Source organism: Streptomyces sp. NPDC051051 (assembly GCF_040682975.1).
Taxonomy (GTDB): Bacteria; Actinomycetota; Actinomycetes; order Streptomycetales; family Streptomycetaceae; genus Streptomyces.
This window is the reverse complement of the sequence record NZ_JBFBCB010000074.1, coordinates 1-25,102: the sequence shown is the minus strand read 5'-3', so window position 1 is coordinate 25,102 and position 25,102 is coordinate 1. Positions and strand designations below refer to the sequence as shown.

Annotated in this window: 20 protein-coding genes; 12 read left to right on the top strand and 8 right to left on the bottom strand. The window is 70.7% G+C overall.

What is annotated here, in order from left to right; genetic code table 11:
• Positions 1-250: 250 nt before the first annotated feature.
• From AB0N31_RS33795 to AB0N31_RS33785, 3 genes are all read right to left on the bottom strand, one after another.
• A complete protein-coding gene (locus AB0N31_RS33795; protein WP_366062330.1) occupies positions 251-718 on the bottom strand; it encodes a type II toxin-antitoxin system VapC family toxin in 468 nt (155 codons plus the stop codon).
• Positions 708-977, bottom strand: a complete 270-nt coding sequence (locus AB0N31_RS33790) for a type II toxin-antitoxin system Phd/YefM family antitoxin (RefSeq protein ID WP_040906919.1) — start codon at positions 975-977, stop codon at positions 708-710. The genes AB0N31_RS33795 and AB0N31_RS33790 overlap by 11 nt, the downstream gene beginning before the upstream one ends.
• A gap of 781 nt (positions 978-1,758) precedes the next feature.
• Positions 1,759-4,068, bottom strand: coding sequence for an N-6 DNA methylase (locus AB0N31_RS33785; protein ID WP_366062329.1), 2,310 nt, complete (start codon positions 4,066-4,068; stop codon positions 1,759-1,761).
• A 709-nt stretch (positions 4,069-4,777) separates the two neighbouring features.
• Between AB0N31_RS33785 and AB0N31_RS33780 the strand changes: the two genes are divergently transcribed.
• The 6 genes from AB0N31_RS33780 to AB0N31_RS33755 all read left to right on the top strand — a co-directional run bounded on the left by AB0N31_RS33780 (position 4,778) and on the right by AB0N31_RS33755 (position 11,155).
• Entirely contained in the window at positions 4,778-5,344 is a 567-nt protein-coding gene (locus AB0N31_RS33780; RefSeq protein ID WP_366062328.1) for a Uma2 family endonuclease, read from the top strand.
• A 277-nt stretch (positions 5,345-5,621) separates the two neighbouring features.
• Positions 5,622-6,110, top strand: a complete 489-nt coding sequence (locus AB0N31_RS33775) for a GIY-YIG nuclease family protein (RefSeq protein ID WP_366062326.1) — start codon at positions 5,622-5,624, stop codon at positions 6,108-6,110.
• 307 nt (positions 6,111-6,417) lie between these two features.
• Positions 6,418-7,407, top strand: coding sequence for a S66 peptidase family protein (locus AB0N31_RS33770; protein ID WP_366062325.1), 990 nt, complete (start codon positions 6,418-6,420; stop codon positions 7,405-7,407).
• A gap of 791 nt (positions 7,408-8,198) precedes the next feature.
• Positions 8,199-8,972, top strand: a complete 774-nt coding sequence (locus AB0N31_RS33765) for a hypothetical protein (protein WP_366062324.1) — start codon at positions 8,199-8,201, stop codon at positions 8,970-8,972.
• A 160-nt stretch (positions 8,973-9,132) separates the two neighbouring features.
• Positions 9,133-10,749, top strand: a complete 1,617-nt coding sequence (locus AB0N31_RS33760; protein ID WP_366062323.1) for an MFS transporter — start codon at positions 9,133-9,135, stop codon at positions 10,747-10,749.
• 157 nt (positions 10,750-10,906) lie between these two features.
• Positions 10,907-11,155, top strand: coding sequence for a hypothetical protein (locus AB0N31_RS33755; RefSeq protein ID WP_366062321.1), 249 nt, complete (start codon positions 10,907-10,909; stop codon positions 11,153-11,155).
• 84 nt (positions 11,156-11,239) lie between these two features.
• On the opposite strand, the gene AB0N31_RS33750 is transcribed toward AB0N31_RS33755, so the two are convergent.
• Together AB0N31_RS33750 and AB0N31_RS33745 are read right to left on the bottom strand one after the other, a co-directional pair.
• Complete coding sequence (locus AB0N31_RS33750) at positions 11,240-11,638, bottom strand: helix-turn-helix domain-containing protein (RefSeq protein WP_366062320.1); 399 nt, start codon at positions 11,636-11,638, stop codon at positions 11,240-11,242.
• Between the two features lie 117 nt (positions 11,639-11,755).
• Positions 11,756-12,958, bottom strand: a complete 1,203-nt coding sequence (locus tag AB0N31_RS33745; protein WP_366062319.1) for an MFS transporter — start codon at positions 12,956-12,958, stop codon at positions 11,756-11,758.
• 95 nt (positions 12,959-13,053) lie between these two features.
• Here AB0N31_RS33745 and AB0N31_RS33740 point away from each other — a divergent pair, with 95 nt between their 5' ends.
• The 3 genes from AB0N31_RS33740 (at position 13,054) to AB0N31_RS33730 (ending at position 15,623) form a co-directional block, all read left to right on the top strand.
• Positions 13,054-14,184, top strand: coding sequence for a winged helix-turn-helix domain-containing protein (locus AB0N31_RS33740; RefSeq protein ID WP_366062318.1), 1,131 nt, complete (start codon positions 13,054-13,056; stop codon positions 14,182-14,184).
• Positions 14,174-14,677, top strand: coding sequence for a glutathione peroxidase (locus AB0N31_RS33735; protein WP_366062316.1), 504 nt, complete (start codon positions 14,174-14,176; stop codon positions 14,675-14,677). The genes AB0N31_RS33740 and AB0N31_RS33735 overlap by 11 nt, the downstream gene beginning before the upstream one ends.
• Positions 14,678-14,768: 91 nt before the next feature.
• Entirely contained in the window at positions 14,769-15,623 is an 855-nt protein-coding gene (locus AB0N31_RS33730; RefSeq protein ID WP_366062315.1) for a MerR family transcriptional regulator, read from the top strand.
• A gap of 165 nt (positions 15,624-15,788) precedes the next feature.
• Here AB0N31_RS33730 and AB0N31_RS33725 read toward each other — a convergent pair whose 3' ends face one another.
• The 3 genes from AB0N31_RS33725 to AB0N31_RS33715 all read right to left on the bottom strand — a co-directional run bounded on the left by AB0N31_RS33725 (position 15,789) and on the right by AB0N31_RS33715 (position 18,103).
• The gene (locus AB0N31_RS33725) at positions 15,789-15,980 is read right to left on the bottom strand and encodes a DUF397 domain-containing protein (RefSeq protein ID WP_366062314.1); all 192 of its coding nucleotides are present in this window, start codon (positions 15,978-15,980) and stop codon (positions 15,789-15,791) included.
• A gap of 243 nt (positions 15,981-16,223) precedes the next feature.
• Complete coding sequence (locus AB0N31_RS33720) at positions 16,224-17,081, bottom strand: helix-turn-helix transcriptional regulator (protein WP_366062313.1); 858 nt, start codon at positions 17,079-17,081, stop codon at positions 16,224-16,226.
• 266 nt (positions 17,082-17,347) lie between these two features.
• Positions 17,348-18,103, bottom strand: a complete 756-nt coding sequence (locus AB0N31_RS33715; protein ID WP_366062312.1) for a GPP34 family phosphoprotein — start codon at positions 18,101-18,103, stop codon at positions 17,348-17,350.
• 238 nt (positions 18,104-18,341) lie between these two features.
• On the opposite strand from AB0N31_RS33715, the gene AB0N31_RS33710 reads away from it, so the two are divergent.
• From AB0N31_RS33710 to AB0N31_RS33700, 3 genes are all read left to right on the top strand, one after another.
• On the top strand, positions 18,342-21,041 hold the full coding sequence (locus tag AB0N31_RS33710; RefSeq protein ID WP_366062311.1) for a D-alanyl-D-alanine carboxypeptidase: 2,700 nt from the start codon (positions 18,342-18,344) through the stop codon (positions 21,039-21,041).
• 170 nt (positions 21,042-21,211) lie between these two features.
• Positions 21,212-23,143 carry an MFS transporter gene (locus tag AB0N31_RS33705; protein ID WP_366062310.1) on the top strand — a complete coding sequence of 644 codons (1,932 nt, stop codon included), beginning with the start codon at positions 21,212-21,214 and terminating at the stop codon, positions 23,141-23,143.
• A gap of 295 nt (positions 23,144-23,438) precedes the next feature.
• Positions 23,439-25,010, top strand: a complete 1,572-nt coding sequence (locus tag AB0N31_RS33700; RefSeq protein WP_366062309.1) for a sodium:solute symporter family protein — start codon at positions 23,439-23,441, stop codon at positions 25,008-25,010.
• Positions 25,011-25,102 lie beyond the last annotated feature (92 nt).

Here is a 25,102-nt window from a genome sequence, read left to right as displayed (position 1 = left end):
ACGCGAACCCCGCAACTACCTGGCCTTTCTCGGCCTCGCAGCCGCCCTCTGCTGCTACAAAAGACTCGTCCGCCTCACCACATAGGACACGGTCTAAAGCGGGTGTCGCAGGTTCGGATCCTGCCGGGGCACACGGCACAGGGCCGGTTCGAGGGCTTGATCCTTCGAACCGGCCCTGCTGCGTGATCACATCTGTGCCACGCGCGGACCATGAAGTCCGGTGTGCTTCTACCGCACCAGTGCCCTGCCGTCAGCCTTCATGGGACACCCTCGGGCGGGTGACCGGCACGACGGTGAGGAGGTCGTCCAGCCCTTTGAAGTCGTCGGGGTTGGTGGTGAAGAGGGGAAGGTCCTCAGCCACGGCGATGGCAGCGATCATCAGGTCGGCCACCCGGCGGCGCGGCTTACGGCCGGCGCTGATCACTGCGGCACAGATACGGCCGTAGATGCGGGCCGCTTCGGCATCGAAGGGGATGGGGTCGAACTCGTTCTCGGCGCGTTGCAGGACGTCGAGCCTGCGGGCGCGTTCGGCATGTTCGTCGTAACTGCTCTGTTCGTCGTTGCGGCGAACCTCGTGCGGACCGGCGGACAGCTCGGCCAGGGTGATGGCGGTGATCGCCATTTCGTCCGGCAGCTCCTCGGGGGCCACCCAGCGGCGCAGAATCATGATGTTGGTGTCGAGGAGGCCCTGCCGATACGTCGAGCGGTCAACGGTCATAGGGATCGTCCGGGTAGGTGTCGGCCGTGGCGTCCTGATCGGCGCGGAACCTGTCAAGGTCGATGCCGGGGGCGGTCCTGGACATCGCGGCGAACTCCTGGCGGGAGACGAACCGACGGCGTCGACGCAGCGGGACGAGCTGGCCGATCGGATGTCCGTCGCGGGTGACGGTGAACGACTGACCGCCCTGTATGGCATCCATGATCTCTCGGGACCGGCTGCGCAGATCCCGTTGGGTGATTTCGGGCTGAACGCTCATGTCAACCAAGGTAGCACCCAGTGCTACCAGGTAGCACACGACGGCCGAAGGCTTGCGCCGACAAACCTTCGGCCGTAGCGGCCGGGTAGGGCTTCCGCTGATCGATCCGGCTGGAGCCACGGGTGAGAAGGCACCTGACATCCACAGCTGACATCAACGCTGTCGGACGGGGGCGCACGCCGGCGACTCCCGCTGATCGTCGCGCCAGTCGACGACAGCAGTCGGACCGTGCTCGGACCGAACTCCTAAAGCGGGTATCGCAGGTTCGAATCCTGCCAGGGGCACAGAAGAAGGGCCGGCTCAGGAGGGTTTCCTCCTGGGCCGGCCATTCGTCGTGTCCGAGGTCGTGCCGCACGTGTGCCAGATCCTGCGGGGAACCACGCGGCGGCAGGGCCGTTGCGGAAGGCTGTCGCCGACCCCGCCGCATCCGTGGTTGGAGGCCCCGTCCGACCGGGCTCAGTCGCGCGGACGGCCGGTCCGGGTCAGCCGCTCTGCCGTTTGAGTTCGCGTACCGCCGCGGGCAGTGCGAGGCACAGGGCGAAGGAGGTCGCGAAGCCGCCTCCCCCTGCCAGAACGACATCAGTGGGGCCGACGCCTGACCGGAGTACCAACAGGCTCACAAAGAGGCCGACCACCATGGAGCAGGCAACGTACAGGGCCAGCCACAGGTGCCACGTACGTACGGAACGGGCTGTCGATTCGGGCATGGACGTAGGACCTTTCGAGAGTTACGGGCGGGAAGGAGAAGGGACGCGCAGGGGAGTTCAGCGGTGGCAGGCCGTCACAGCGGCTCGACCGAGCCATGCAGCAGGTGTTCGGCGATTTCGGCCCGCAGGCGACCCAGTGCCGAGACGTACGAGGCGTACGCGTCGACGCGTCGGCCGAGCTCAACGAGAAGATCCACGCTCCGCCGCTGCTGCCCGATCGGCGGGAAACGCACGGGAAGGTGGCCCAGCGCGGCAGAACTCAGTGACGGGGCTGCCGTGGCCGCTGCGCGGTGGGACATCCACTCGCGCGAGTGGCGAAGGCCCAGGTAGGCATGGAGGTACAGGGCGTCGATCTCGGCATTTGGGCGGACGCGCAGACGCGTTACGTTCGAGCTCAGCAGCCATCCGGCCTGTGTGCCGGAGACCAGCGCGGGTCGCTGCTGCGCGCCCGTGCGCACGCAGACGATGTCGTTCGGGAGCAACTCGAACTTCTTGAAGCGCTCGGCCGTCTCCCACGGCACGCGGTCCCGGGTTTCGTCCGCGATCCTCCCGTCAACGAGATCCTGCGGGAAGACGAGCGGAATGCCGGCGTCCGCCGTACGTGCCGTTGCCGGCAGGCGGGTGTACGACGGGCCGGGCTGAATCTCGCACAGGTCCTGGAGCACTGCCTCGGTCCAGCCGCCGGGTCCCGAACCCCTGCGGTAACCGCTCCCCGCTTCCCTCGCCCGGCGCTCCAGCCGACGCAGCTCGTCCGTCTGCTCCACCACCACCTCACTGGCTTGGAGCAGTTGGGCCGTGACGGGAGCGGCCCCGTAGTTTCCGCTCCCCAGGTAGTCGGCAGGACGGAGTGAACACTCCCCGTCGGCGACGACCTCGCGGGCCACGACGACAGCGGAGAAGCCTCTCTCGGCAGCACGCACCGCGTACTCGCTGTCCTGGTACCGCTCCCCGTCGAGCCATGGGCGGACCACGGCCGTGATCGCGTCACGATCCGTGTCCCGCAGCACGCGCCGGCGCCGGACCTTCGTCCCCAACTCCTGGGCGTCGACGAACAGGATGCCCTCCCTCGCCGGATGCTCCGTTCGTCGCAGCACCCACAGGGACACCGGCACGGGTGTCGCGGAGAACAGATGGGACGGCACCGTGATGACACACTCCACGGCCCACCCACGGACAAGGGCTCGGCGGATCTCGCGCTCGGCGATGTTCACCGAGTTGCCCGCCTTGACCGGCATGACCACCACGGCCCGACCACCGGGTACCAGCGCGCCGAGGGCGTACTGCACCCAGGCGAGATTGTCATTGCCCTGGGGCGGTGATCCGTACGGCCAGTGTCCCGTCCGGCGCCCGGGGCCGGGTGCGTCGCTCATGTTGAACGGAGGGTTCGTCAGCACCACGTCGACACGGTGATCGCGGTTCGGCGGCCATCGGTCAGACCGGGTACTGGTCAGCCTCGGCCGTACGCCGAGGTGGAGAAGGTACAGACTTGCGACCGCTTGCAGCCGTCCGTCGAGGGTTTCGCCGTACACGGTCCCCAGCGCGCCTCCGATGTGGCGGTGCGCGGCCGCCAGCATCTCTCCCCCTCTCATGTAGGGGTCGAGCACCGTGGCCCTCTGTCCCGGGGTCAGTACGAGTGCCGCGGACAACGAGGCCAGGCCCACCGGGCTGCAGAACTCCGAGCTCTGCAGCCCTTCCCGGGCGCTGAAAGACTCCCACACGAGCTGGAACGCACCGGCGCCTGTGCCTGCCGCCGTCCGGACCGCCGTGGTGAGGTCGTCCCAGCTCCGCGGTTCCAGTTGCAGCAAGCTGCTGCGCATGTCGGCGCGGTCGCCGTTCCGGCGCAGCGTGTCCTGCGCCGCCTCGCCGAGGGAACGGAGCAGTGACTGCACGTCTCGGGCCCCTCGACCCGCCGACATCGCGTCCTCGATGCGGCGCCACCGCTCCGGTTCCGCATGTCGTACGTACATGACGATGAGACAGAGATTCACGAAGTCCGCCATCGTCGCCGGGCCTCGGACCCGGTCCGCGAGTCGGCCCATCAGCTGCTCGACGGCCCTCTTGTCCTCAGCCCCGATGCGCTGAGTACGGCCCACGGCTTTCGACTCTGCGGACGGTCGATCACTGCTGGTCCGGCGGAACCGGTCGGCGTAGGTGGTTCCCGCCTGCTCCCCTTCCAGCAACTGCGACGGAGGAATGGTGCGGTTCGTCAGCCACCGTGCGATCTCGGCCTCGTGGAAGAGTTCCGTATCGCCGGAGCGCACAGGGGTGGGAAAGTCCTTGTGCCGCCGGGCCCAGTTCGACACCGCCGGACGCTTCACGCCCGCGCGCTCGGCGATCTGGTTTCGGGTGACAAGACCGGTTTGCTCATCGTGCGCCAACTGCACGTCCACTCCTGGTTGTTGGGCCGGCTGGGGTTTCGATGTGAGGACCGTACGAGGAAAGCGACGTACGACCCAAGCGCGCATGCGGAGTGCTCAGTGAATCCCTCCTTCGCGGAGTGGTGGACAACCCTCTTGCAACAACCGCGACAGATCCGAAAGAAGCATGTGAGAGCAGGTTCGACGACGACTTGGCGACCGGCTCCTCTCCCCGGATCTCACGATTACAGGGGTTAACAGAGAAGCAGCACATCTTCGAGGTCGCTGCCGGGGGCCCCTTCACCGCGGACGCCCACGGTCGACGGCGGCTCCACCGAGCGCTCTTGCCGGCTCCGTGCCCTGTGGTGGTGCAACGGCACCAGGGGGCTCCAGTGGCACGGCAGCACGAACCGGGGACGACCCGGGCCTCATCGAGGTACCGGGCATCGACACCGGCGCCGCTCCGCACGACGCGGCGGGATCATTACGGAAGTCGCCGGGTTCTCCGGTTCCCTCGCCGGTAGTGGTGGCCGCCCGGGTACACGCCTGACGGCAGAGCCGGGACCGGCCGCTGGAAGCGCAGACGCGTGATCAGGCAGGCGGCGGAGTCACGCACCTCGTCCTGTGGCGGAAGGCGGCAACGGGCCGAAGTCCGTGGGACGTATCGGTCGGGCTGGAGACAGTACGCTGGCTCCAGCGGGATCGGGCCCGCCGCACAGTGTCCGGGAGGCATGTCATGACTGCCGAAATGGTGGCCCCGGCGTGGATGCACGAGCAGATCACTGCCGAGGAGTACGAGTCGTGGTCCGAGGAGCAGTGCGCCGGCATCGAGATCGTGGACGGAATGGTCGTCGTGAGCCCTAGCGCGTCCAAGCGGCACAACCGGCTGGCCCGGCTCCTGGCGAATGCCCTGGACGCCGCCGCGGGGCCCGACTGGAACGCCGACACGGACTTCGACGTCCGACTGCAGGACGTCCCGCTGACCAATCGCCGCCCCGACGTCATCGTCTACCGCGCGGACACGATCGACGTCACGCCCACCCGGCCCGAGCACGTACTCCTAGTGGCCGAGGTAGTGTCGCCGGGCTCGGAGACCACGGACCGGATCGTGAAGACCGACCAGTACGCCAAGGCCGGAATCGGGTTCTACTGGCGGATCGAGCAGGCCGCGACGGGCACACCTCTGGTCTATACGTACCTGCTCGACCCCGCGACGAAGACCTACCGGAACGGGGACGTGTTCACTGGTGTCGTGAAGGTCGCCGCCCCCTTCGCCGCAGAGATCGACCTCAACCGGCTCTGAAGCGCTCGCACCGCAGGCGGGGCATGCTCGATCTGCCACGTAGCGCCCAGCGGACTTGCCCGGACCGTGTGCGAAAGCGATCGAGGCTTTTCGCACGATCGGGACACGGATGCATACAGTCTGCGCGGACGCCTCGACACGTATGGTCGGCCCGCTCGGCGATGTCGTGCCCATAGCGTGCCCTTGCGAGACGGTCAGCCGTCGCGCGCCTGGAGGTGTCGTGAAAGCCACCGCTCTCGTCAGTCCCGATCGGTTGTGGTCGGCGCAGGAGGTCTTGGTGCGTCCGAGTCCTGTCCCGGCGGCGGCAGGGGTCTACGGGTGGCACTTCACGCAGCCGCCCCATCCCGACCTGGAGGCCGGGCGCCTGCTCTACGTCGGGATAGCCCCGCGGTACATGGCGAACCGGACCAGTACCCAGAACCTCCGTAAGCGGGTGCGCTACCACTACCGGGGCAACGCGGCCGGCTCGACCCTGCGGCTCACCCTCGGTTGCCTGCTCGGGCTTGAGCTGCGCCGCGTGGGCAGCGGCAAGCGGATGACCTTCGGCAAGGCCGGCGAAGCCACCCTGAGCCAATGGATGGCGGACAACGCGCGGGTGTGCTGGATCGAGCAGGGCGAACCATGGGACCTGGAGTCACAGCTGATCTCCCAGCTCGACCTCCCGCTGAATCTCGACCAGAACCGCCACAACGCGTTCCACCACCGCCTGAAGGAACTACGGGCCCGGGCACGCCAGCGGGCGCGAGAGTTGCCCATCATCCCGTAGGCCGCCGAGCGGGCCGCCCGGTCGTCGCCTGGGCCGTCCGATGCCGCTCAGCAGCAGCCGACGACGACCGATGACGACCCCTCAAGTGCCCGGTCGTGCCGAAGCCGTCGGCGGGCACGGTCGAAGGAGTCCTCGTGGGGGGCCGGTGAACCCGTCATCGGCACCTGCCTTCCCGGGGTGTCCGCGTGGAGGCGGTCGGTGGGCCCGGCCGGGGTTCCGGGGCTTGGCCCGATCACGTCGGGGAGGCGGAATATCAGCGGCACGGGCCTTGTTGCTCGCCGTTGTCGATCAACAAGGAGGAGGCCCCGTGCCCGCGATCCTTCGGCCCCGCGCGCTGCGTTCCGGTGACCTGGTGGTCGTCACCGCGCCCTCGGGCCAGCTCGAGCCGGGTGAGGAACCACTGCTCGCCCGCGGTGTGGCGATACTCGAGCGGATGGGTTTCCGCGTGCGGGTCAGTCCGATGGTCGACCCGGCGCGGAATCGCTGGTGGGCCTCGGGCACTCCGGCGGAGCAGGCCGACGAGCTCAATGCTCTGCTCCGGGACCCGGAGGTGCGGGCCGTCGTCGCGCACACCGGTGGACAGGCGACCATCGGCTATCTCGATCTGATCGATCTGGACGCGATCCGGGCCGACCCGAAACCGATCCTCGGCTACAGCGACATCTCGCTGCTGCACATGGCGTTGTACGCCAGGACCGGCCTCGTCGGCTTCCACGCCGACATCGCCACCCACGGTTTCGGCAGCGACTGGTACACGCTGGGCGACGAGGCCCGCCGCTCCGAACTCGTCGACCTCTACACCCGTGTGCTCACCAAGGCCGAGGCGCCGGGCGTGCTGCCGGGGATGGGGGCTTGGGAGACTTGGCGGCCGGGCCACGCGCAGGGGCCGCTGTTCGGCGGCTTGCTGAACCGTCTGGTCCTCCTGCAGGCGACACCGTTCGCGCCGGCCGCCGAACGGTTCGAGGGCGCCGTGTTGTTCTGGGAGGAGCTGCAGCGGCCGGTCTCGCGGATCTGGAACGATCTTCAGACCTTGCGGCTGTCCGGTGTGCTGGACCGGATCGCGGGCATGGTGGTCGGCATCCCGACCGAGGTCACGCCCCACGAGGGCGGCGGAGAACGCGCGGACCTGCGCGACGTGGTCCTCGATGTCCTGGGCCGGCGTGACATCCCGGTTCTCGCCCAGGTCGACTTCGGTCACACCTCGCCGAACCTGCCGCTGCCCCTCGGCGTCCGCGCACACGTGGACGCGGACAACCAGACGCTGTCCCTGATCGAGCCGGCGGTCACGGAAGGCTGAGTTCCGTCTGCCGGCCATCGGCGCGGGCCCGGAGGGCCGCGACCCGCCGCGTTCCGCTTCACCGGGCTGCTCGCCCGCGACCTCAAGAGCTGCGACGGGCGGAGGTCGGCGCCGGCCGTGGGCCCCGGTCGGGTTCCTTGGCGGTTGCGACGGTCGTCTTCCTCTCCAGGCGGACGCGGAAGCGGCGGACGTGGGCGACGCCCAGGCTTTCGATCCGTGCTTTCGATCCGTGCTTTCGATCCGTCCGGCGCTGAGGAGGGGCACGAGGCAGAGCCGGACGTGCGCTTCGCGCTTGCCGGAGGTGCTGCTCGTCGAAGGTGCCGAGCTCGCGCCGAGGCCCGATGCCGTCGTCCAGCCGGTACGGCAGCCGACGCGGCCGGGTTTCGGCCAGCCTTTGAACGGGTTCGAAATCGGATGTCGCGTGATGATCCCCCTTGATACTGTCGCCGTCGCGCGCAGGACCGAGCGGCGGTTTCATGGCGCTCCCCCCTGCGTCGCTCACCCCGGGGAGGGGCTCTTTCGTGATTCGTCCGCCGGACAGACGGGCCACGCGTCGGCAGCGCGCGCTCGGCCGTATCGCTCTCACCGTCACGCTCACCGTGACCGTCGGAATCGGCACCGCTGCGGGGGGCGGCTGTCGCCGCCCCCCGACGCGTCCACCGATCCCGTCGTCATCAGCCCGGGCGCACGCTACGTGCCCCGCGCCATCATCGTCCTGAACGTCGGCGAGACCGGATTCCTCACCGCCCAGGAGGGTGACGACCGCCTCCGCTGGATCGACTACGCCACCGGTGCGACGACCGTCCTGGACCACCGGCTGCCCGCAACTCGTCGACCTGTCGGGCCGGTTCGGTGTGGTGAACCAGGCGTGGGGAGGCAAGCAGGCGGTCCTCCACTTCAAGGACGCCGACACCGGGAGCGTGCTCCTGAACCGGGAGCCGGTCGCGGCCTCCGTGGCCCGCCCGCACGGGCTGAGGCCGGCCGGGCGGAGTACGGGCGCCGCCGTTCAGCGGGCGTCCGTATCGGGCCCGCGGGCCGTGCGCGGCCCGATGGCCGGAGTGCTGGCAGCCGGTGTGCTGTTCGCGGCGCTGACCGGATGCTCGTCCACGGACGACACGGCGGGCGCCCGCTACGCCCAGGACTACGCCGGCCACGAACCCCTGCAGGTGCTCGGACACCCGTCCACCGGCTCACTCGGCGTGACGCAACAGCTCGTCCGGCGGATCGCGGACGGTTCCGCCGACGGGCTGGCGGCACTCGCCACCGGCGACGGCGGCGAGGACGTCGCACGCGGCACGGCCGACAACTGGATCAAGGCGTTCGGAAAGGGAGCGGGCGGGAAGGTCGCAGCCGACTTCCACGACGAAGGCTCCGAGCGTCAGACCGTCGTCCTGTACTTCCAGGACACCGGCCAGACGAAGGAGATCAGCGTGCGCCTCGACGGGAACGCGGGCGAGGACGGCTGGCACGTCCTCATGGACGAACCGTCCATGAAGGAGGCCACGGCAGAACCGACCTGGGCGCCCCGGACCCCGGGCGGTTCGGGATCTCCTCCCACCCGCTGACCCGCCCCCGGCATCGACGAGCCGCGGGGCCGCCGTCGAGCAGGAGGCCACGGAGCTGCGACTCCGGCCCGAAACGACTTCGCCGGTCTCCGTCCGCCAACCGGTCGACCTCCGGAGCGGGTCGGGGTCCGTCCCGCGGGGCGGCTGGGACGATGCGCGCATGGCACCCAGGGCAGGCACTGCCGAGAGTTCGGCGACGGCGCGCATCGTACTGCTGGCACTCGCGGCCGGTCAGTTCCTGATGGCGCTCGACAGTTCGGTCATGAACGTCTCGATCGCGACGGTGGCCGAGGACGTGGGCACGACGGTGACGGGTGTCCAGGGCGCCATCACGGCCTACACCCTCGTGATGGCGATGTTCATGATCCTCGGCGGCAAGATGGGGGCGCTGATCGGCCGCAGACGCGCGTTCATGATCGGCTGCGTCGTCTACGGCTGCGGCTCCCTGACCACGGCGCTCGCACCGAACCTGCCCGTGCTGCTGCTCGGCTGGTCGTTCCTCGAAGGGATCGGGGCGGCACTCATCCTGCCCGCGATCGTGGCGCTCGTGGCGAGCAACTTCGCCACCGAACGCCGTCCCGCCGCCTACGGTCTCGTCGCTGCCGCAGGAGCCGTGGCGATCGCGGTCGGGCCGCTCGTCGGCGGCATCGCGACCACGTACTTCTCCTGGCGGTGGGTCTTCGCCGGTGAGGTCGTCATGGTGCTCGGCATCCTGGTGCTCGCCGGCCGCATCGCCGACGCACCGGTCGGTGAACGTCCCCGCATCGATCTCGTCGGCGCCGTGCTGTCCGCGCTCGGGCTCGGGATCTTCGTCTACGGCGTGCTCCGCTCCGACGAGTGGGGCTGGTTCCAGCCGAAGCCCGACGCGCCCTCGTGGCTCGGGGTCTCGCTGACCGTGTGGCTGATGCTGGCCGGTCTGCTGCTGATCTGGCTCTTCCTCCGCTGGGAGGCCCGCACGGTGAAGCGGCGCAGGGAGCCGCTCGTCGACCCGGCGATGCTGCAGAACAGGCAGCTCACCGGCGGACTGACGATGTTCTTCTTCCAGTACCTCGTCCAGATGGGCGTCTTCTTCGTCGTACCGCTCTACCTGTCCGTGGCGCTCGGCCTGTCCGCACTCGATACCGGCGTCCACATCCTGCCGCTCTCGGTGACACTGCTGGCGGCCGCCGTCCTGATCCCCCGCTTCCTCCCGGACGTGTCACCGCGGCGGGTGGTGCGGCTCGGGACCCTCGCGTTGCTCGCGGGCGCGGTGTTCCTGATGGCGGCGCTCGACGTGGACGCGGGCGCGGAGATCGTCACCCTCCCCCTGCTGCTGATCGGGCTCGGCATGGGCGCGCTGGCGTCCCAGCTCGGGTCGGTCACCGTGTCCGCGGTGCCCGAGGCGCAGAGCGCGGAGGTCGGCGGCGTCCAGAACGCCGTCACCAACCTCGGCGCCTCGATCGGTACGGCACTCGCCGGATCGCTCCTGATCGCCGCGATGACGACTTCCTTCCTCACCAGCGTGGAGCAGAATCCGGCGGTCCCGTCCGAGGTCAAGGCCCAGGCGAACGTCGAACTGCAGAGCGGGGCACCGTTCTTGTCGGACGCCCAGCTGGAGTCCGCCCTCGACGAAGCGGGCACGGACGAGAAGGTGGCCGAGGCGGCCCTCGACGCGAACGAGGAGGCCAGGATCGACGGTCTGCGCGCCGCACTGGCCATCCTCGCCCTGACCGCCCTCCTCGCGCTGTTCTTCACCTCACGGATCCCGGACACCCAGCCCCGTTCGGCGGGGCCGTAGCCGCGGGACGGCCGGAACCGAGCCGTGTGCGCTTCACCGAGCCGTGTGCGCTTCACCGCTGCGCGCCCGTCTCCGCGCCCGTCGAGTTCGCTCGGTGGCGCGCCGCGGACGGGGAGAGGACTCTGGTGGTGGGGGCAAGGCGAGGGAGAGACACCCCATGGTTCAGAGCAACGACCACAAGGCCCGGACGCCGTTCCTTTCCCGGCCCGGCGTCCGCCGTCTCGCACCGTTCGTCGTGACCACCGCGATCGCCCTGATCTTCATCTTCGAGAACCGCGCGAGCGTCGAGATCCGGCTCCTCGTCCCGACCGTGACCATGCCGCTCTGGGGTGCCCTCCTGATCGCCTGGGGCCTGGGCATGCTCGCCTGCTTCTTCAGCGTGCACCGACGGTCGAAGCGGCACTGACGACGGGCGAGGCGGGTCCTCGGCGTCGGAACGGCCGGAAAGGGCGGCCGGAAGGCCGGGAGCCGGCGGACGGCGCTCCCCGTCTCAGGCCGACGCCCGCTTCGCGTCGTACTCCTCGCGGGCCTTCTCGACCGCCGGCATGCGTTCGTCGACCCACCGGCCCAGGGCGCGGACCTGTTCGGCGGCCTCCCGGCCGAGGGGGGTCAGGGAGTAGTCGACGCGGGGCGGGATCACGGGTTTGGCGTCGCGGTGGACCAGGCCGTCGCGTTCCAGCGTCTGCAGGCTCTGCGTCAGCATCTTCTCGCTGACCTTGCCGATCGCCCGGCGCAGTTCGCTGAACCGGTAGGAGCGGTCCAGCAGCGCGATCAGGATCAGGGTGCCCCAGCGGCTGGTGACGTGCTCCATGACCAGGCGGTGGGGACACGGGCCGTCGCCGCCCTCGCCGCGGACGCGGTCCACGAATGTCAGGTCGCTCGCTCCCATGCCCCTACGGTACTGGGGAGACGGCACTTCCCAACTGGGGAGACGGCACTTCCCAGCGGTGAGTGCCGGCCGCCCCACGGGCAACCGTTCCGCTGCGGAAGCGGCCCCGCATGCGGGTCACGTACCGCGTCCGTCGGCGATGCGGACCTCGGCGGGGCCGCGGACCTGTCGGCGGGAGGCCGCCGCCAGGGTCAGCGTCACCGTGATCGACGCGAGTGCCAGCGCGGTCATCGCCGTTGCGGGTGAGGTGAGTTCGGCCACCGCACCCGCCGAGGCCGCGCCGACGCCCTGGAGGGTGAGCATCCCCGCCGAGTGCAGTCCGAGGGCGTGGCCGCTGAGTTCGGCGGGTGTGAGGGCCATGAGGCGTTCCTGCTGGACCAGGCTCGCGCCGAAGCCGACCGAGGCGAGCGTGGCGCAGAGCGCGGCGACGGGCAGCGGCGGGTGCAGGACGAAGAAGACGTACGGGGTGGCCAGGAGCAGCAGGAGGGGGGTGGCCAGGCGGGTGCGGACGGCGGGCGGGAGGAGTCGGCCGACGGTGAGGTCGCCGGCCAGCATGCCCAGGGCCCCGCACGCGAACAGGGTGCCCGCGGCGCCGGGGTCGTACGACACGAAGAGGGCCTCGCAGCCGACGACCAGGCCGTTGGGGAGCCACAGGCCCAGGTAGACCAGGCGGCGGGGGCGGGACGACCACAGGACGGCGTTGGCCCGCCAGGTCGCCGCGACGGAGGGGCGGCCCGCGGCGCGGGGCGGGCGGGCGGTCAGGCCGAGGCGGGCGGTCGCGCTCGCGGTGGCGTGCAGGAGGGCGGCCAGGAGGAGGACCGTGCGGGGCGGGAGGGCGGTGACGAGGGCGCCGCCGAGGGCGTAGCCGGTGATCTGCGTCAGCCCGCTCATCATGTTGAAGACCGAACGGCCGGGCAGGTAGCCGTCCTTGGGGAGCATCTCGTGGAGCAGCCCCCAGCGGACCCCGCCGCCGAGTGCCGCGACGAGGCCCGTGGCGAGGACGACCGCGAAGACCGCCGCGACCGGCAGGCCGGGGACGGCGAGGACGGCCGTGAGGGCGGCGAAGGCGAGGGAGAGGCCGGCCAGGGCGGTTCTCGGCGGGAGGCGGTCGGCGCCGGAGAGCAGGAGGGTCGCGCCCAGGACCTGGACGAGGGACGGGCCGAACATGCTCATCGCCGACAGCAGCGGTGAGCCGGTCGCGCGGTGGACGAGGGTGCCGAGGGCGAGACCCGCGACCGTGTGGGCGGCGGTGTGGGCGGCGGAGGAGAGCAGGAGCGGGGTGAACTCGGGGGTGCGCAGGAGCTGTCGGTAGCCGGTCATGCGGGGAGTCTCGGGCGGCGGCGGTCACGGTCGTTACTGTTTCGCGGGAGCGCGAAACCTCGTGCGTCCCGCGTCGTGGGGGGGGTGAGGGCTTCATGGGCTGGTGGCAGGTGAACGCCGACACGCTGGCGGGCAGCCGGTTCGTGGTCTCGCCGCTGGCCGAGACCTTCGCGTGCCTGAAGCTGCTGCACGCGGGGGTGGGCGCGCATCCCGGCGAGACGGCGTGGCTGCGGGAGTGGCTGCCCGCCCATCGCGCCCGGCTGGCCGCCGACCCGATCACCGCCGCGCTCGTGCGGGCCGGGCTCGGCCGGGACTGGATCGCGGACTTCCTCACCCCCACGCCGAGGGACGGGGAGAGCTTCGGGGACGGTGTCGCCCGGGTCCGTGCGGTACGGCCCGCCGACGCCCGCGCCCATCTGCGGACCTCCCTCGCCGGACCGCTGCCGGGCCCTCTGGACCGCGACGACCTGCCCGAACGGGCGGCGGACCTGCTGACATGGGTGTGGGAGAGCGCCGTACGGCCCTCCTGGGAGCGGCGGCGCCGGGTGCTGGAGGCGGATGTCGTCGCGCGGACCGCGCAGGTGAGCCGGGGCGGCTGGGCGACCGTGCTGGACTCGCTGCGGCCGGGGACGCGCTGGCTGGGGGAGAGCCGGTTCCAGGTGAACCTGCACGAGTATCCGCCTCGGGAGATCTCCGGCGCGGAGCTGCTGTTCGTGCCGGTGACGCCTCGGGCCGGGTGGGTGTCGTGGGAGGAGCGGGAGCGGTACGCCGTCGTCTACCCCTGTTCCGGGGTCCTCGCCGCCGATCGGCGCGAGCGGGACGTGCCGGCCGCGCTGAGCGCGCTGCTCGGGCCCGGCCGGGCGGCCGTTCTGGTCCTGCTCGGGCAGGGGCCGCTGAGCACGACGCAGCTGGTCGCGCTGACCGGGCAGGGGCTCGGGTCGGTCGGGCGGCACCTGCGGGTGCTGTGGGACGCGGGGCTGGTGGAGCGGGGCCGGGTCGGGCGGTCGGTGCTGTACTCGCGGAGCGGGGCCGGAGAGGTGCTGGTGCGGGCCCGGCAGGAGTCGGGACCGGAGGAAGCAGAGGAAACAGAGGAACCGAAGGAACCGGAGGAGCACAGGGAGCGGAGGGGCCGCGGGCGCGCGGGACGGAGTGAGCGGCGCGACCGGGGGCAGCCCCCGCAACCCGTGTGCCGTCCGGCGGAGCTAGCATCCGGGGATGACTACTGATGCCGGTGCTTCCCCCCTCGATGTCGAGATCGGCGCCCTCAAGGGCGGTTCCGCGGACCTCTCGCAGTACGCGGGCCAGGTCGTCCTGATCGTGAACGTGGCCTCCAAGTGCGGGCTGACCCCCCAGTACAACGGCCTGGAGAAGCTTCAGGAGCGGTACGCCGCCCAGGGCTTCACCGTGCTCGGGGTGCCCTGCAACCAGTTCCTCGGGCAGGAGCCCGGCAGCGCGGAGGAGATCGCCGAGTTCTGCTCGGCGACGTACGGCGTGACCTTCCCGCTGACCGAGAAGACGGAGGTGAACGGGGACGGGCGGCACCCGCTGTACGAGCGGCTCGTCGGGTTCGCCGACGGCGAGGGGCACAGCGGGGACATCCGTTGGAACTTCGAGAAGTTCCTCGTCGGCCGGGACGGCACCGTCGTCGCCCGCTTCTCGCCGCAGACCGAGCCGGAGTCGCCCGAGATCGTCGCCGCCGTCGAGAAGCAGCTGGGCTGACCTGCCCGCTTGACCTTGCCCCTGGGGCAGGGCCGAGCGTTCCCGTCGCCGGGCGGACAAGGCCGCCCGGTGACGGAGGACGAGGCACCGGATGGACGACGACGCACTGCTCACCATCGGCGCGTTCGCTGCGCGGGCCCGGCTGTCGGCCAAGGCGCTACGGCTGTACGACCGGCTCGGGCTGCTGGTGCCGGCGCAGGTCGACGAGGTGAGCGGGTACCGCTACTACCGCGCCGGTCAGGTGGAACGCGCTCGGCTGGTGGCGCTGCTGCGGCAGCTCGACATGCCCCTCGCGCGGGTCGCCGAGGTGATCGGCTCGGCGGACGGCGCCGAGGCCGCCGACCGGCTCGCCGCCTACTGGGCGGACGTCGAGACGCGGATCGCCGCCCAGCGCACCCTCGCCGAGTACCTCCGTGGACGTCTGTCGGGGAGGAGCTCCGAGATGTACGGAACGTTCGCGGTCGAGACGGTCGAGGTGCCCGCGCAGGTGGTGATCGCCGAGAAGCGGCACACGCTGGCGGACGAACTGCCCGCCTGGATCGGCGCGTCGCTCGGCCGGCTGGAGGAGGCCGCGCGGGCCTGCGGGGGCGTCGCCGGGGCGCCGTTCGTCGTCTACCACTCCGAGGTGACGACGGAGAGCGACGGGCCGGTGGAGTCCTGCGTGCCGGTCGCCGACGAGACGGCGGCGCGGGCCTGGGCGGCGGCGCAGGGGCGCGGACGGGAGTTCGCGGTCCTGGTGGAACCGGCCAGGCGGCTCGCCTTCACCCGGATCGGCAAGGCACAGGTCGCGTACCCCCAGATCCTGGCCGCGTTCGAGGCGGTGGAGGCGTGGACGAGGCGGGAGGGCCTGGAGTACGACGGCCCGTGCCGGGAGGTCTACTTCGCCGACTGGTCCTCGGCCGGACCGCATGACCCGGTGTGCGACGTGGCGTTCCCGGTGCGGTGAGGCCGTAGCGGCGGGGAAGAAACCCAGCCCTCTCGGCAAGGACGGCGAGCTCGTCGAGAGGGCTCTTTTCGGTACCGCGTGGGACGTCGTACCGCGTGAGCGGTGGTGCCGCGTACGAGGTGGTCAGCCGTGGCACGGGCCGTGGGGTCGGAAGGTCTCTCTCCCTTACGCCTTGACCGAGGCGACGAAGAGGTTCCACGCGTCGGCGGGGAAGTCCAGCACGGGCCCGTCCTGGACCTTGGAGTCCCGTACGGCCAAGGCCGCGACGACCGGCGACTTGACCTCGACGCACGCGCCGTTGCCCGTCGAGTAGGAGGACTTGGTCCACGCGTCCGTGATGCCCTGACGAATTGCCATTTTTGCTCCGGGTTGCCAGATGTGATGAGTTGCTGCCGCCGTGCGGAGGCCCGACTGCGGGCCCACGGCACGGTTTCCGCCAACGGTGTTGATCGGTGGCGTGATCGACGCTACTCGCCACCCTCGGCGTCCGAAGCGACTATTCACTCGACCGGATGGCATATCCCAGGCGGGACTTCCATCCCGGCCGGGCGAGGGTGTACCGTGCGGCACTTTCCCGGCCGGGAGGTTCCCGGGAGCACGTCAGAGGGTGTACTGCTTGGCGATGTCGGCGATGAACCGGCGGGACTGGTCCACGTTCAGGGCCTGCGCCCGCAGGTGCTCGTACATCACGCTGTACTTCTGGACGTCGTTCGGCTTCTCCAGGTACAGGTCGCTGGTGACACCCTCGATGTAGACCACGCTGGAGTCGGCCGCGTCGGGGAACTCCAGGATCGCGTACTGGCCGTTGAGGCCGGGGTGCGCACCCATCTCGAAGGGGATCACCTGCACGGTGACGTGCGGCAGCCGGGACTGCTCGACGAGATGCTCCAACTGGTCGCGCATCAGGGACTTGTTGCCGACGACCCGGCGCAGTGCCGCCTCGTCCATCACCGTCCACAGACGCAGCGGGTTCTCCTCGGCGCTGATGCGTTCCTGCCGCCGCATCCGCACCTGCACCCGCTTCTCGATCTCGGCCGCCGCGGTCTCCGGCAGCGCCCCCGAGATCAGGGTCTCGGCGTACTGACGGGTCTGCAGCAGGCCGGGCACCACCTGCGGGTCGTACACGCGCAGGCTGGCCGCGTCCGTCTCCAGGCCGATGTACACGCTGTAGGGGACATCGCCGAAGGCATGCCACCAGCCCTGCTGGCGGGAGTCCTTCGCCATCTGCATCAGCGAGTCGACGATCCGCTGGTCCTCCACCTCGTAGACCCCGCACAGGTCGCGCACGTCGCGCTGGCTGATGCTGCGTCTGCCGTTCTCGAGGCGGCTGATCTTCGACTGGGACACCAGCAGGCGGTCGGCGACCTGTTCGGCCGTCATGCCCTTGTCCTCGCGGAGTCTGCGCAACTCCTGCCCCAGCCGGCGCCGTCGGACGGTGGGATTGACATTCGACGCCACGGGACGTGCACCTCCGGCTGCGTGCCTGAACTGACACTTTGCGTATCTGCTGTTGAGCAGACTGCCACCAAGGCACTTCATACCGCTGGAGAACCGGGGATATGCGGCCGCCCCCGCAGTCCGTTCGCGGACATGCGTCCGCGCGGGGCGGTGGGCCCTGCGTCACGGGGACGTAGGGCGTCACCACCCCGCGCGGGCACGGCGGCTCCCGAACGGGTCTGTCTCGGCCTCACGGCCTGGCGGCTGCGGTGTCGTGGGACCGCGGCTCAGTGCGCCACGACACGCGCCATGGAACCTCGGTGCGGTTGCGCCGGAACGCCACGGGCGGGTTCCGGAGCGGACCTGGCTCCCGGTCCGGCCTGACGGCCGGCCTGGGCCGGGTTGCGGCGCGGCTGTACCACCGCGCCGTTCTGGACGTCCATCACGGCGTGCGCCACGAGACCGCCCATGGGGTCGTGCCTGATCAGGTCCCGCAACCGGGATCGGGACGAACGTCCCTCGTTCCCCGGGTACAGGTGCTTGCCGAGACCGACCGCGTGCGCCAGCGCGGCGAGCGCCGCCGTCCGCGGGTCCGGCGGAACGCCGGTGCGGATGGCCGTGTCCAGCCGGGCCTTGATCTCCCGGCTGATCGCCGTCTCCGTCGCCTGGTAGCGAGTCGTCGGCAGCACTCCGCACATCTGACCCGCCACGGCATGCACCATGCCGCACCGCTCCAGATGCGAGAGGTACGTCTGACGGAGCCCCAGTCGGGGCCCGCCTATCCAATGAACCGCCCGTACGGGAGCGCCACGCCTTCGCAGCAACTCCAACGCGCAGTCCAGAGTCGGATCTCCGGTCGGCCGTGGGGACACCACGGCGATACGATCCCCGTCCGGGGCTATCCGTCCGGCCAGTGCCAGCTCCACTAGCTGTGCTCCGGCCAGACCAAGGTCGAGCGACTGCGGCTGCGCAGTGGTACCCGTGGCCGGGTCCAATGCCAGCAGAAGAAGCTCTTCCGGAATTGTTCTGCGGCTCCTGCCCATCCATGCCTCCCCGCGTGGATGAATGACAGGGTGACCCCTCTCACATTCATCTGTCGAGAGTGCGTGACCGGTTCGTAGTGGAACCAGTAGGTATGTCGTTCTCGTCTACCGCAGGAGCCAAGCCCACTACACAGGACACTGGTACATGGTTCGGACACTGCCGCGAGGCGGGTCCCGGGCGGGCGGTTCACGGTTCGGCAGGCGCGCGGTGGGCGTGCGGCACAGCGAGGAGGCATCGGTGGCGGGCGAGTCCCCCGACAGGTCGAAGCAGCGCGAGTCGTCGGCGGAACCGACGTCGGGGAGCGCGGGAGCGGTTCCCGAGGCACGCGATCCGCGGCTCGCGGTGGCACGGGACGCCGAGAGCGCCTCCACGGTGTCCTCGGCCACGTCCCGGGGCGGGGTGGACACGGCGACGCGGGTGTTCTCCGTGCGGGAGTTGACGGCCGAGGAGACGGCCGACGAGACGACCGAGAAGCCGGAGCGGCCGGACGAGACGGACGAAGCTCCGGCCGACGGGCCCGGCGCGGACGCCGACGGGGGTTCCGCCGAAAGCGCCGACGGGGGTTCCGAGGAGAGCTCGGAGGGCGGGCGCGACGCGGAGGAGCCCGCAGAGGCCGGGCAGGCCGCTGAAGGCTCTCCGGAGGGCGCCGAGGCCTCGGAGGACGCGGAGGACGCCGAGGCCTCCGCAACGGCGACCGGTGTCGCCGGGGGCCGTGACGACCGGCTGCGGTCGGCCGTGGCCCAGTGGGTGGCCTCGGCTGACGGGAAGTCGGACGAGGCGTCGGGCGAGAAGCCGGAGGGGCCGGACGAGACGTCGGGCGAGGCGGAGGGCTCCGCCCCCCAGGGCCCGTCCAAGGCCGCGCCGAAGTGGGCGAAGGGCGGTGAGGAGACGTCCGGGAGCGACGGGAGCGAGCAGTCCGAGGCCGACGCCGCCGACCCGGCCGACGGTTCCGTCGAGGAGTCCGGCTCCGAGGCCGGCGCCGCCGACGGGAACGACGCGCCCGGGACCCGTACGGGCACCGAGGCCGTCAAGGCCGTCGAGGCCGAAGACCCCCGGCTCGGCGCCGCCGCCGCGAAGACCGACGAGCCGAAGACCGGCGAACCGAAGGCCGGCGCGGCCGGCGACGCTGACGCGGCGGACGAGCCTCGGGACGAGACCGTCGACCAGGACGCCGAGGACGAGTCCGGGGCCGACGAGCCCGACTCCCCCGTCGACCAGCCCACCGCCGTCTTCAAGGCCGTACGGCCGCCCGCCGGGCGCGGGGTCGACCAGCCGACCACCATGCTGAAGCTGGGCGACGTCCCCAAGGCCGGGGAGCCCGCCGACGCGAAGGCCCCGGACGCCGAGCCCGGCACCGACGCGAAGACCCCGGGCACCGGACCCGGGTCCAAGGCCGAGCCCAAGACCGGACCGCAGGCCAAGACCGGAGCCAAGGCCGGAACCGAGCCCAAGACCGGAGCCAAGGCCGAGCCCAAGACCGGAACCGAGCCCAAGGCCGAATCCGAGGCCAAGACCGACGCCCCCGCCGAGCGGGCCAGCAAGTTCGTCGCGCTGAAGCCGCTGGACGATTCCGCCGGCCGGCCGGTGAAGCCCGCCGCCGACGCCACCGCCGTCGTGCCGCAGATCGGGCCCGAGCGGACGACGCAGCAGCCGTTGCCGCCGAAGCCGCCGCTGGACCTGCTGGCCGAGCTGACGAACACCCCGCCGCCGCCGCCGACCCCGCTGCGGACGCTGGCCCGGCGGGTGAAGATCTGGACGCCGCTGGTCATCCTGCTGGTGATCGCCTTTGCGATCGTGCAGGCCGTACGGCCGCTGCCGGCCGCCGCGCTGACGCTCACCGCGAAGGACTCGTACACCTTCGAGGGCGGGAAGCTCTCCCTGCCGTGGCCGTCCGAGGGCCAGGGCGCGATGGACGTGAACGGCATCGGCACGATGGACGGCTTCGGCGACCAGAAGCCGGTCGCGATCGGTTCCGTCGCCAAGGCGATGACGGCGTACGTCGTCCTCAAGGACCACGCGCTGAAGTCGGGCCAGGAGGGCGAGACCGTCCCCGTCGACGCCACCGCCGAGAAGGAGGGCGGCTACGACGCGGACGGCGAGTCCACGCTCAACACCGTCAAGGAGGGCGACAAGCTCACGCTCCGCCAGGCCCTCTCGGCGGTCATGATCCCGTCGGCGAACAACATCGCGCGGCTGCTGGCCCGCTGGGACGCCGGCACGGAGGCGGAGTTCATCAAGAAGATGAACGACGCCGCCGAGGACCTCGGGATGACGAACACCACGTACACCGACGCCTCGGGACTGAAGGAGACCACCGTCTCCACCGCCGCGGACCAGGTGAAGCTGGGCAACGAGCTGGTGAAGATCCCCGCCCTGATGGAGATCACCAAGCTGCCGGAGTGGACCGACCCGTCCGGTCAGAAGTGGCGCAACTACAACACGCTCGTCCCCTACAACAACGCCCTCGGCATCAAGACCGGCTCGACCACCAAGGCCGGCGGCAACCTGCTGTTCGCCGCCACCGAGGAGGTCGGCGGGGAGACCGTCACCGTCGTCGGCGCGGTCCTCGGCCAGCACAAGTCGCCGATCATCGACACGGTGAACGCGGTCAGCAAGACCGCGATGCTCGCCGCTCAGGACGCCATGACCTCGGCGAAGATCCTGAAGAAGGGGGACGTCGTCGGCTACGTGGACGACAGGATGGGCAACCACACCCCCGTCGTGGTGACGGAGGACGTCACGGCGGTCGGCTGGGCCGGACTGACGGTGAAGCTGTCCTTCGCCGGCGGCGAGGTGCCGCACACCGCGAAGGCCGGCACCCAGGTCGGCACGCTGACGGTCGGCGACGGCTCCGGCGACGCGGTGAAGGTGCCCGTCTCGCTCCAGCGGGAGCTGACCGAGCCGGGCTTCCCGGACAAGCTGACGCGCGTCGGCTGAGCCGCCGCACGGGCGCCGTCGTGCACGCACCCCGCCGGGCAGCCGCTCGGCGGGGTGCGTGCTAGCGTCACGAAACGGGACAGGTCGGCGGTCGCGGCGACGCGGCCGCGAAGCGGTCGCGAACGGGACGCGTCCGAGAGCAGAAGACGGGACACGGGGAGTGCCTTCAGGTGGCCACTGCGGAGCCGACACGCGCCGGCGGAACCGGTCCGGACCCGGACGGCGGCCGGCGGGCGCGCCTGCCCGCACCCCAGTCCGGTGACCACGACCGCGGCGGCACGGCCGATCGGGACCGCGCACCGGCCGCCGGGTCCGCCCCCGGCTCCGCCCCGGAGGCGGGTGAGCGGGAAGCGGCCGCCGGGGACTCCCGCGTGAGAGCGCTCGCCGACCGGGTGCGCGACCGGCTCCGCCGGCATCTCGTGCTCTCGGTGACGGTCCTGTCCGGTGTGCTGCACCTCGCCTGGTTCTTCGCGTTCGCGAACAGCGGTGGGGATCTCGCCGCTCAGGACGCGTGGGCCGAGTTCGTCGGCCGGCACCCCGACTCCGCGTACAACCTCGCCTGGTACGGCGGCATGCACCCGGTGTCGTACAGCGTGGTGTCGCCGTACCTGATGTCGGTGCTCGGCGTCCGGACGACGATGATGATCGCCGGGACGATCTCCGCCGGACTGCTGACGCTGATCCTGCTGCGCTGCCGGCCGGTGCGGGACCCGGCGTGGCCCGCGCTGGCGGGGGTGTTCGCGCTGCTGTGCAACGCGGCGTCGGGCCGGGTGACGTTCGGGCTCGGCAACATGTTCGCGCTCGGCGCGGTCGCCGTCGTGTTCTGCTGGCCGTACCGCTGGCGCTACAAGCGGTGGGCGAAGGCGCTGTGCGCGGCGCCGCTCGCCGCGCTCGCCACGATGGGGTCGCCGGTGGCGGGCCTGTTCCTGGGGCTGGTCGCGGTCGCGCTGTTCCTGCAGAAGCGGCGGCCGGGCGCGTGGGCGCTCGGGCTGGCCCCGACCGCCGTCGTCGCGGTGTCGGCGTGGGCGTTCCCGTTCTCCGGCACGCAGCCGATGTCCTTCGGTTCGGCCTCGCTGCCGCTGGCGTTCTCGGTGATCGTCTTCGCGGTCGTCCCGCGCGACTGGAAGACCGTACGGATCACGGCGGCGGTCTACGGCCTCGGGGTGCTCGGGGTGTGGGTGATCAGTTCGCAGATCGGGTCCAACATCACCCGGCTCGCGATGCTGTTCTCGGGTGTGGTGCTGATGGCCGCGCTGCCGTTCGCGGTGCCGCGCAGCCGCAAGTGGTACGCGATCGTGGTCTCCTCGCTGGTCTTCGTCGGCTGGATCGGCTTCAAGTCGGTCGACGACGTCTACCGGACGACTCCGGCGGCGTCCTGGGCGCGCGAGCTGGCGCCGCTGGTCAACGAGTTGCAGGAGGTGGGCGCGGAGAAGGGCCGGGTGGAGGTCGTCCCGGCGCGCTCGCACCGCGAGGCGTCCGCGCTCGCGCCCTACTTCAACCTGGCCCGCGGCTGGAACCGGCAGGCCGACATGGAGCGCAACCCCCTCTTCTACGACGACACCCTGAACTCGGCGAACTACCGCGAGTGGCTCAAGCGGTGGGCGGTGCACTTCGTGGTCGTGCCCAAGGACGTGCCGGACGGGGACGGCGGGCAGCGGGAACGGGAGCTGGTGCAGCGGGGACTGCCGTATCTGGAGCAGATCTGGGGCGACGCGAACTGGCAGCTGTTCCGGGTGAAGGCCCCGGGGTCGCTGGCCGAGCCGAACGCGGTCGTGCAGCGGGCGGCGCAGGGCGAGATGACGATCGACGTGCGCAAGGCGGGCCGGATCCTGATCCGGATCCCGTACTCGCCGTGGCTGAGCATCGTCGACGCGGAGGGCAGGAGCCTGGAGCCGCCTCAGGAGACGGAGGCGTCCAAGGACCGGGCCGGGGGGGAGCCGAAGGCGTACGACAACGTCAACGGCTGTCTCTTCGAGACGGAGGAGGACGCGGACGGCGACCGGTGGACGGTGCTGATCGCGCCGGAGGCGGGCACCTACCGGCTGGCGGCGCCGTACCAGCTGCCCCGGGGCACGCCGTGCCCGGACGAGCTGAAGAAGTAGCCGACGGGCGGAAGTACGGGCGTACTCCCCCGAGGAGCGCACCGCCTCGGGGCGCGTACCGCCTCGGGGGTTACCGCCGCGCGTCGGCGGCATCGATCATCTGGAGAACCGGGCGCGGGCGCGCACCGGGCAGTCACTGCTGGTCAGCGCCGGAGAACCGCCGCCATGAGTTCACATAGGTGAACCGGAACCACCATACAGAATGATTTTGCCTCCCCTTGACCTTACATCGCCTTGTCGTGTCCACGCACCAGCGCCCACGATGAGCGCCGGGCTGAACCCTGGGAGGACGCACATGAACGGTCTCGACTGGGCCGTGCTCATCGGCTACTTCGGCGTGATGGTCGCCATCGGTGTCTGGTCCCACAAACGGGTCGACAACGTCAGCGACTTCTTCACCGCCGGCGGCAAGATGCCGTGGTGGCTGTCGGGCATCTCGCACCACATGTCGGGCTACAGCGCGGTCATGTTCACCGGTTACGCCGGCATCGCCTACACCTACGGCGTCACCTCGTTCATCACCTGGTCCTTCCCGATCGCCCTGGGCATCGCGATCGGTTCCAAGCTGTTCGCGCCCCGCATCAACCGGCTGCGCTCACGGCTGCACGTGGCCTCCCCGCTGGAGTACCTGAAGAACCGGTACGACCTCAAGACGCAGCAGGCGCTGGCCTGGTCCGGGATGCTGCTGAAGATCGTGGACGTGGGCGCCAAGTGGGCCGCGATCGCCACCCTGCTGTCCGTGTTCACCGGCATCTCGCTGAACCAGGGCATCCTCATCACCGGCGCCATCACGGCCGTCTACTGCACGATCGGCGGCCTGTGGGCCGACGCCCTCACCGAGTTGGGGCAGTTCATCATCCAACTCCTCGCGGGTGTAGCCATGTTCATCGCCGTGGTGATGGAACTGTCCGACCTCGGCATCGGTTTCCTCGGCGCGTGGGACGAGCCGGAGCTCCAGGGCCACGGGAAGCCGCTGGTGGGTCCGTACGGCACGGTGTTCCTGCTCGCGTTCCTCTTCATCAAGCTGTTCGAGTACAACGGCGGCATGCTCAACCAGGCCCAGCGCTACATGGCCACCGCCACCCCGAAGGAGGCCGAGCGGTCGGCGCGGCTGTCGGCGGTGCTGTGGCTGGTGTGGCCGCTGGTGCTGTTCTACCCGATGTGGATGTCGCCGCTGCTGGTCGAGTCGCAGAAGCCGGACGGCTCCGACTCCTACGGTCTGATGACCGAACAGCTGCTGCCGCACGGACTGCTGGGCCTGGTCATCGTCGGTTTCTTCTCCCACACGATGGCGATGTGCTCCTCCGACGCCAACGCCATCGCCGCCGTCTTCACCCGTGACTGCGCGCCGGTGGTCTCGGCACGGGCGCGGGCCTGGAACCAGCGGTCGGGGCTGATCGCGGCCCGCGTCGCGACGGTCGTCTTCCTCGCCCTGTCCATGGCGGCGGCCACCCAGGTCAACTCGCCCGCGTTCAAGGACATCATCACCGTCGTCATCAAGTGGGTGGCCGGCCTGATGGGCCCGATGGCGATCCCGATGATGCTCGGTCTGCTGCGGCCGTTCCGCCGCTCCGGCCCGACGGCGGCGCTGGTGAGCTGGTCCATGGGCCTGCTGGCCTTCTGGCTGGTCAACTACCCGATTAACTGGAACGTCGACGGCGGCGTCCCGCTCCAGTACCAGGTCTCCGTGCCGCTCGCGGTCTCCCTCGTCCTCTACGTCCTCATCGGCTTCCTGAAGCCGGAGGACACCCCGGAACGGCTCGCGATCATCGACCGGATCAACACGGACGGAGGCGGCGGGGCGGCCACGGCGGCGGCCGAGGTACCCGCACCGCGGGACTCGACGCCGGCCCCGGTGAAGGACTAGTACTGCAACGGTGCTTGTGCTGATTGCTGACCAGTTTCAGGGACTGTGTCCGCGCCGTTTGTAGTGACTGATGCGGGCCTGGTGTTGTCGTC

What these genes read in the sequence shown, in the direction of transcription:
- AB0N31_RS33735 (WP_366062316.1), top strand. Translation starts at nt 14,174, where the DNA reads ATGACTACTGATGCCGGTGCTTCCCCCCTCGATGTCGAGATCGGCGCC.
- AB0N31_RS33715 (WP_366062312.1), bottom strand. Translation starts at nt 18,103, where the DNA reads ATGGGCAGGAGCCGCAGAACAATTCCGGAAGAGCTTCTTCTGCTGGCA.
- AB0N31_RS33795 (WP_366062330.1), bottom strand. Translation starts at nt 718, where the DNA reads ATGACCGTTGACCGCTCGACGTATCGGCAGGGCCTCCTCGACACCAAC.
- AB0N31_RS33740 (WP_366062318.1), top strand. Translation starts at nt 13,054, where the DNA reads ATGGGCTGGTGGCAGGTGAACGCCGACACGCTGGCGGGCAGCCGGTTC.
- AB0N31_RS33780 (WP_366062328.1), top strand. Translation starts at nt 4,778, where the DNA reads ATGACTGCCGAAATGGTGGCCCCGGCGTGGATGCACGAGCAGATCACT.
- AB0N31_RS33700 (WP_366062309.1), top strand. Translation starts at nt 23,439, where the DNA reads ATGAACGGTCTCGACTGGGCCGTGCTCATCGGCTACTTCGGCGTGATG.
- AB0N31_RS33725 (WP_366062314.1), bottom strand. Translation starts at nt 15,980, where the DNA reads ATGGCAATTCGTCAGGGCATCACGGACGCGTGGACCAAGTCCTCCTAC.
- AB0N31_RS33760 (WP_366062323.1), top strand. Translation starts at nt 9,133, where the DNA reads ATGGCACCCAGGGCAGGCACTGCCGAGAGTTCGGCGACGGCGCGCATC.
- AB0N31_RS33750 (WP_366062320.1), bottom strand. Translation starts at nt 11,638, where the DNA reads ATGGGAGCGAGCGACCTGACATTCGTGGACCGCGTCCGCGGCGAGGGC.
- AB0N31_RS33745 (WP_366062319.1), bottom strand. Translation starts at nt 12,958, where the DNA reads ATGACCGGCTACCGACAGCTCCTGCGCACCCCCGAGTTCACCCCGCTC.
- AB0N31_RS33790 (WP_040906919.1), bottom strand. Translation starts at nt 977, where the DNA reads ATGAGCGTTCAGCCCGAAATCACCCAACGGGATCTGCGCAGCCGGTCC.
- AB0N31_RS33755 (WP_366062321.1), top strand. Translation starts at nt 10,907, where the DNA reads ATGGTTCAGAGCAACGACCACAAGGCCCGGACGCCGTTCCTTTCCCGG.
- AB0N31_RS33730 (WP_366062315.1), top strand. Translation starts at nt 14,769, where the DNA reads ATGGACGACGACGCACTGCTCACCATCGGCGCGTTCGCTGCGCGGGCC.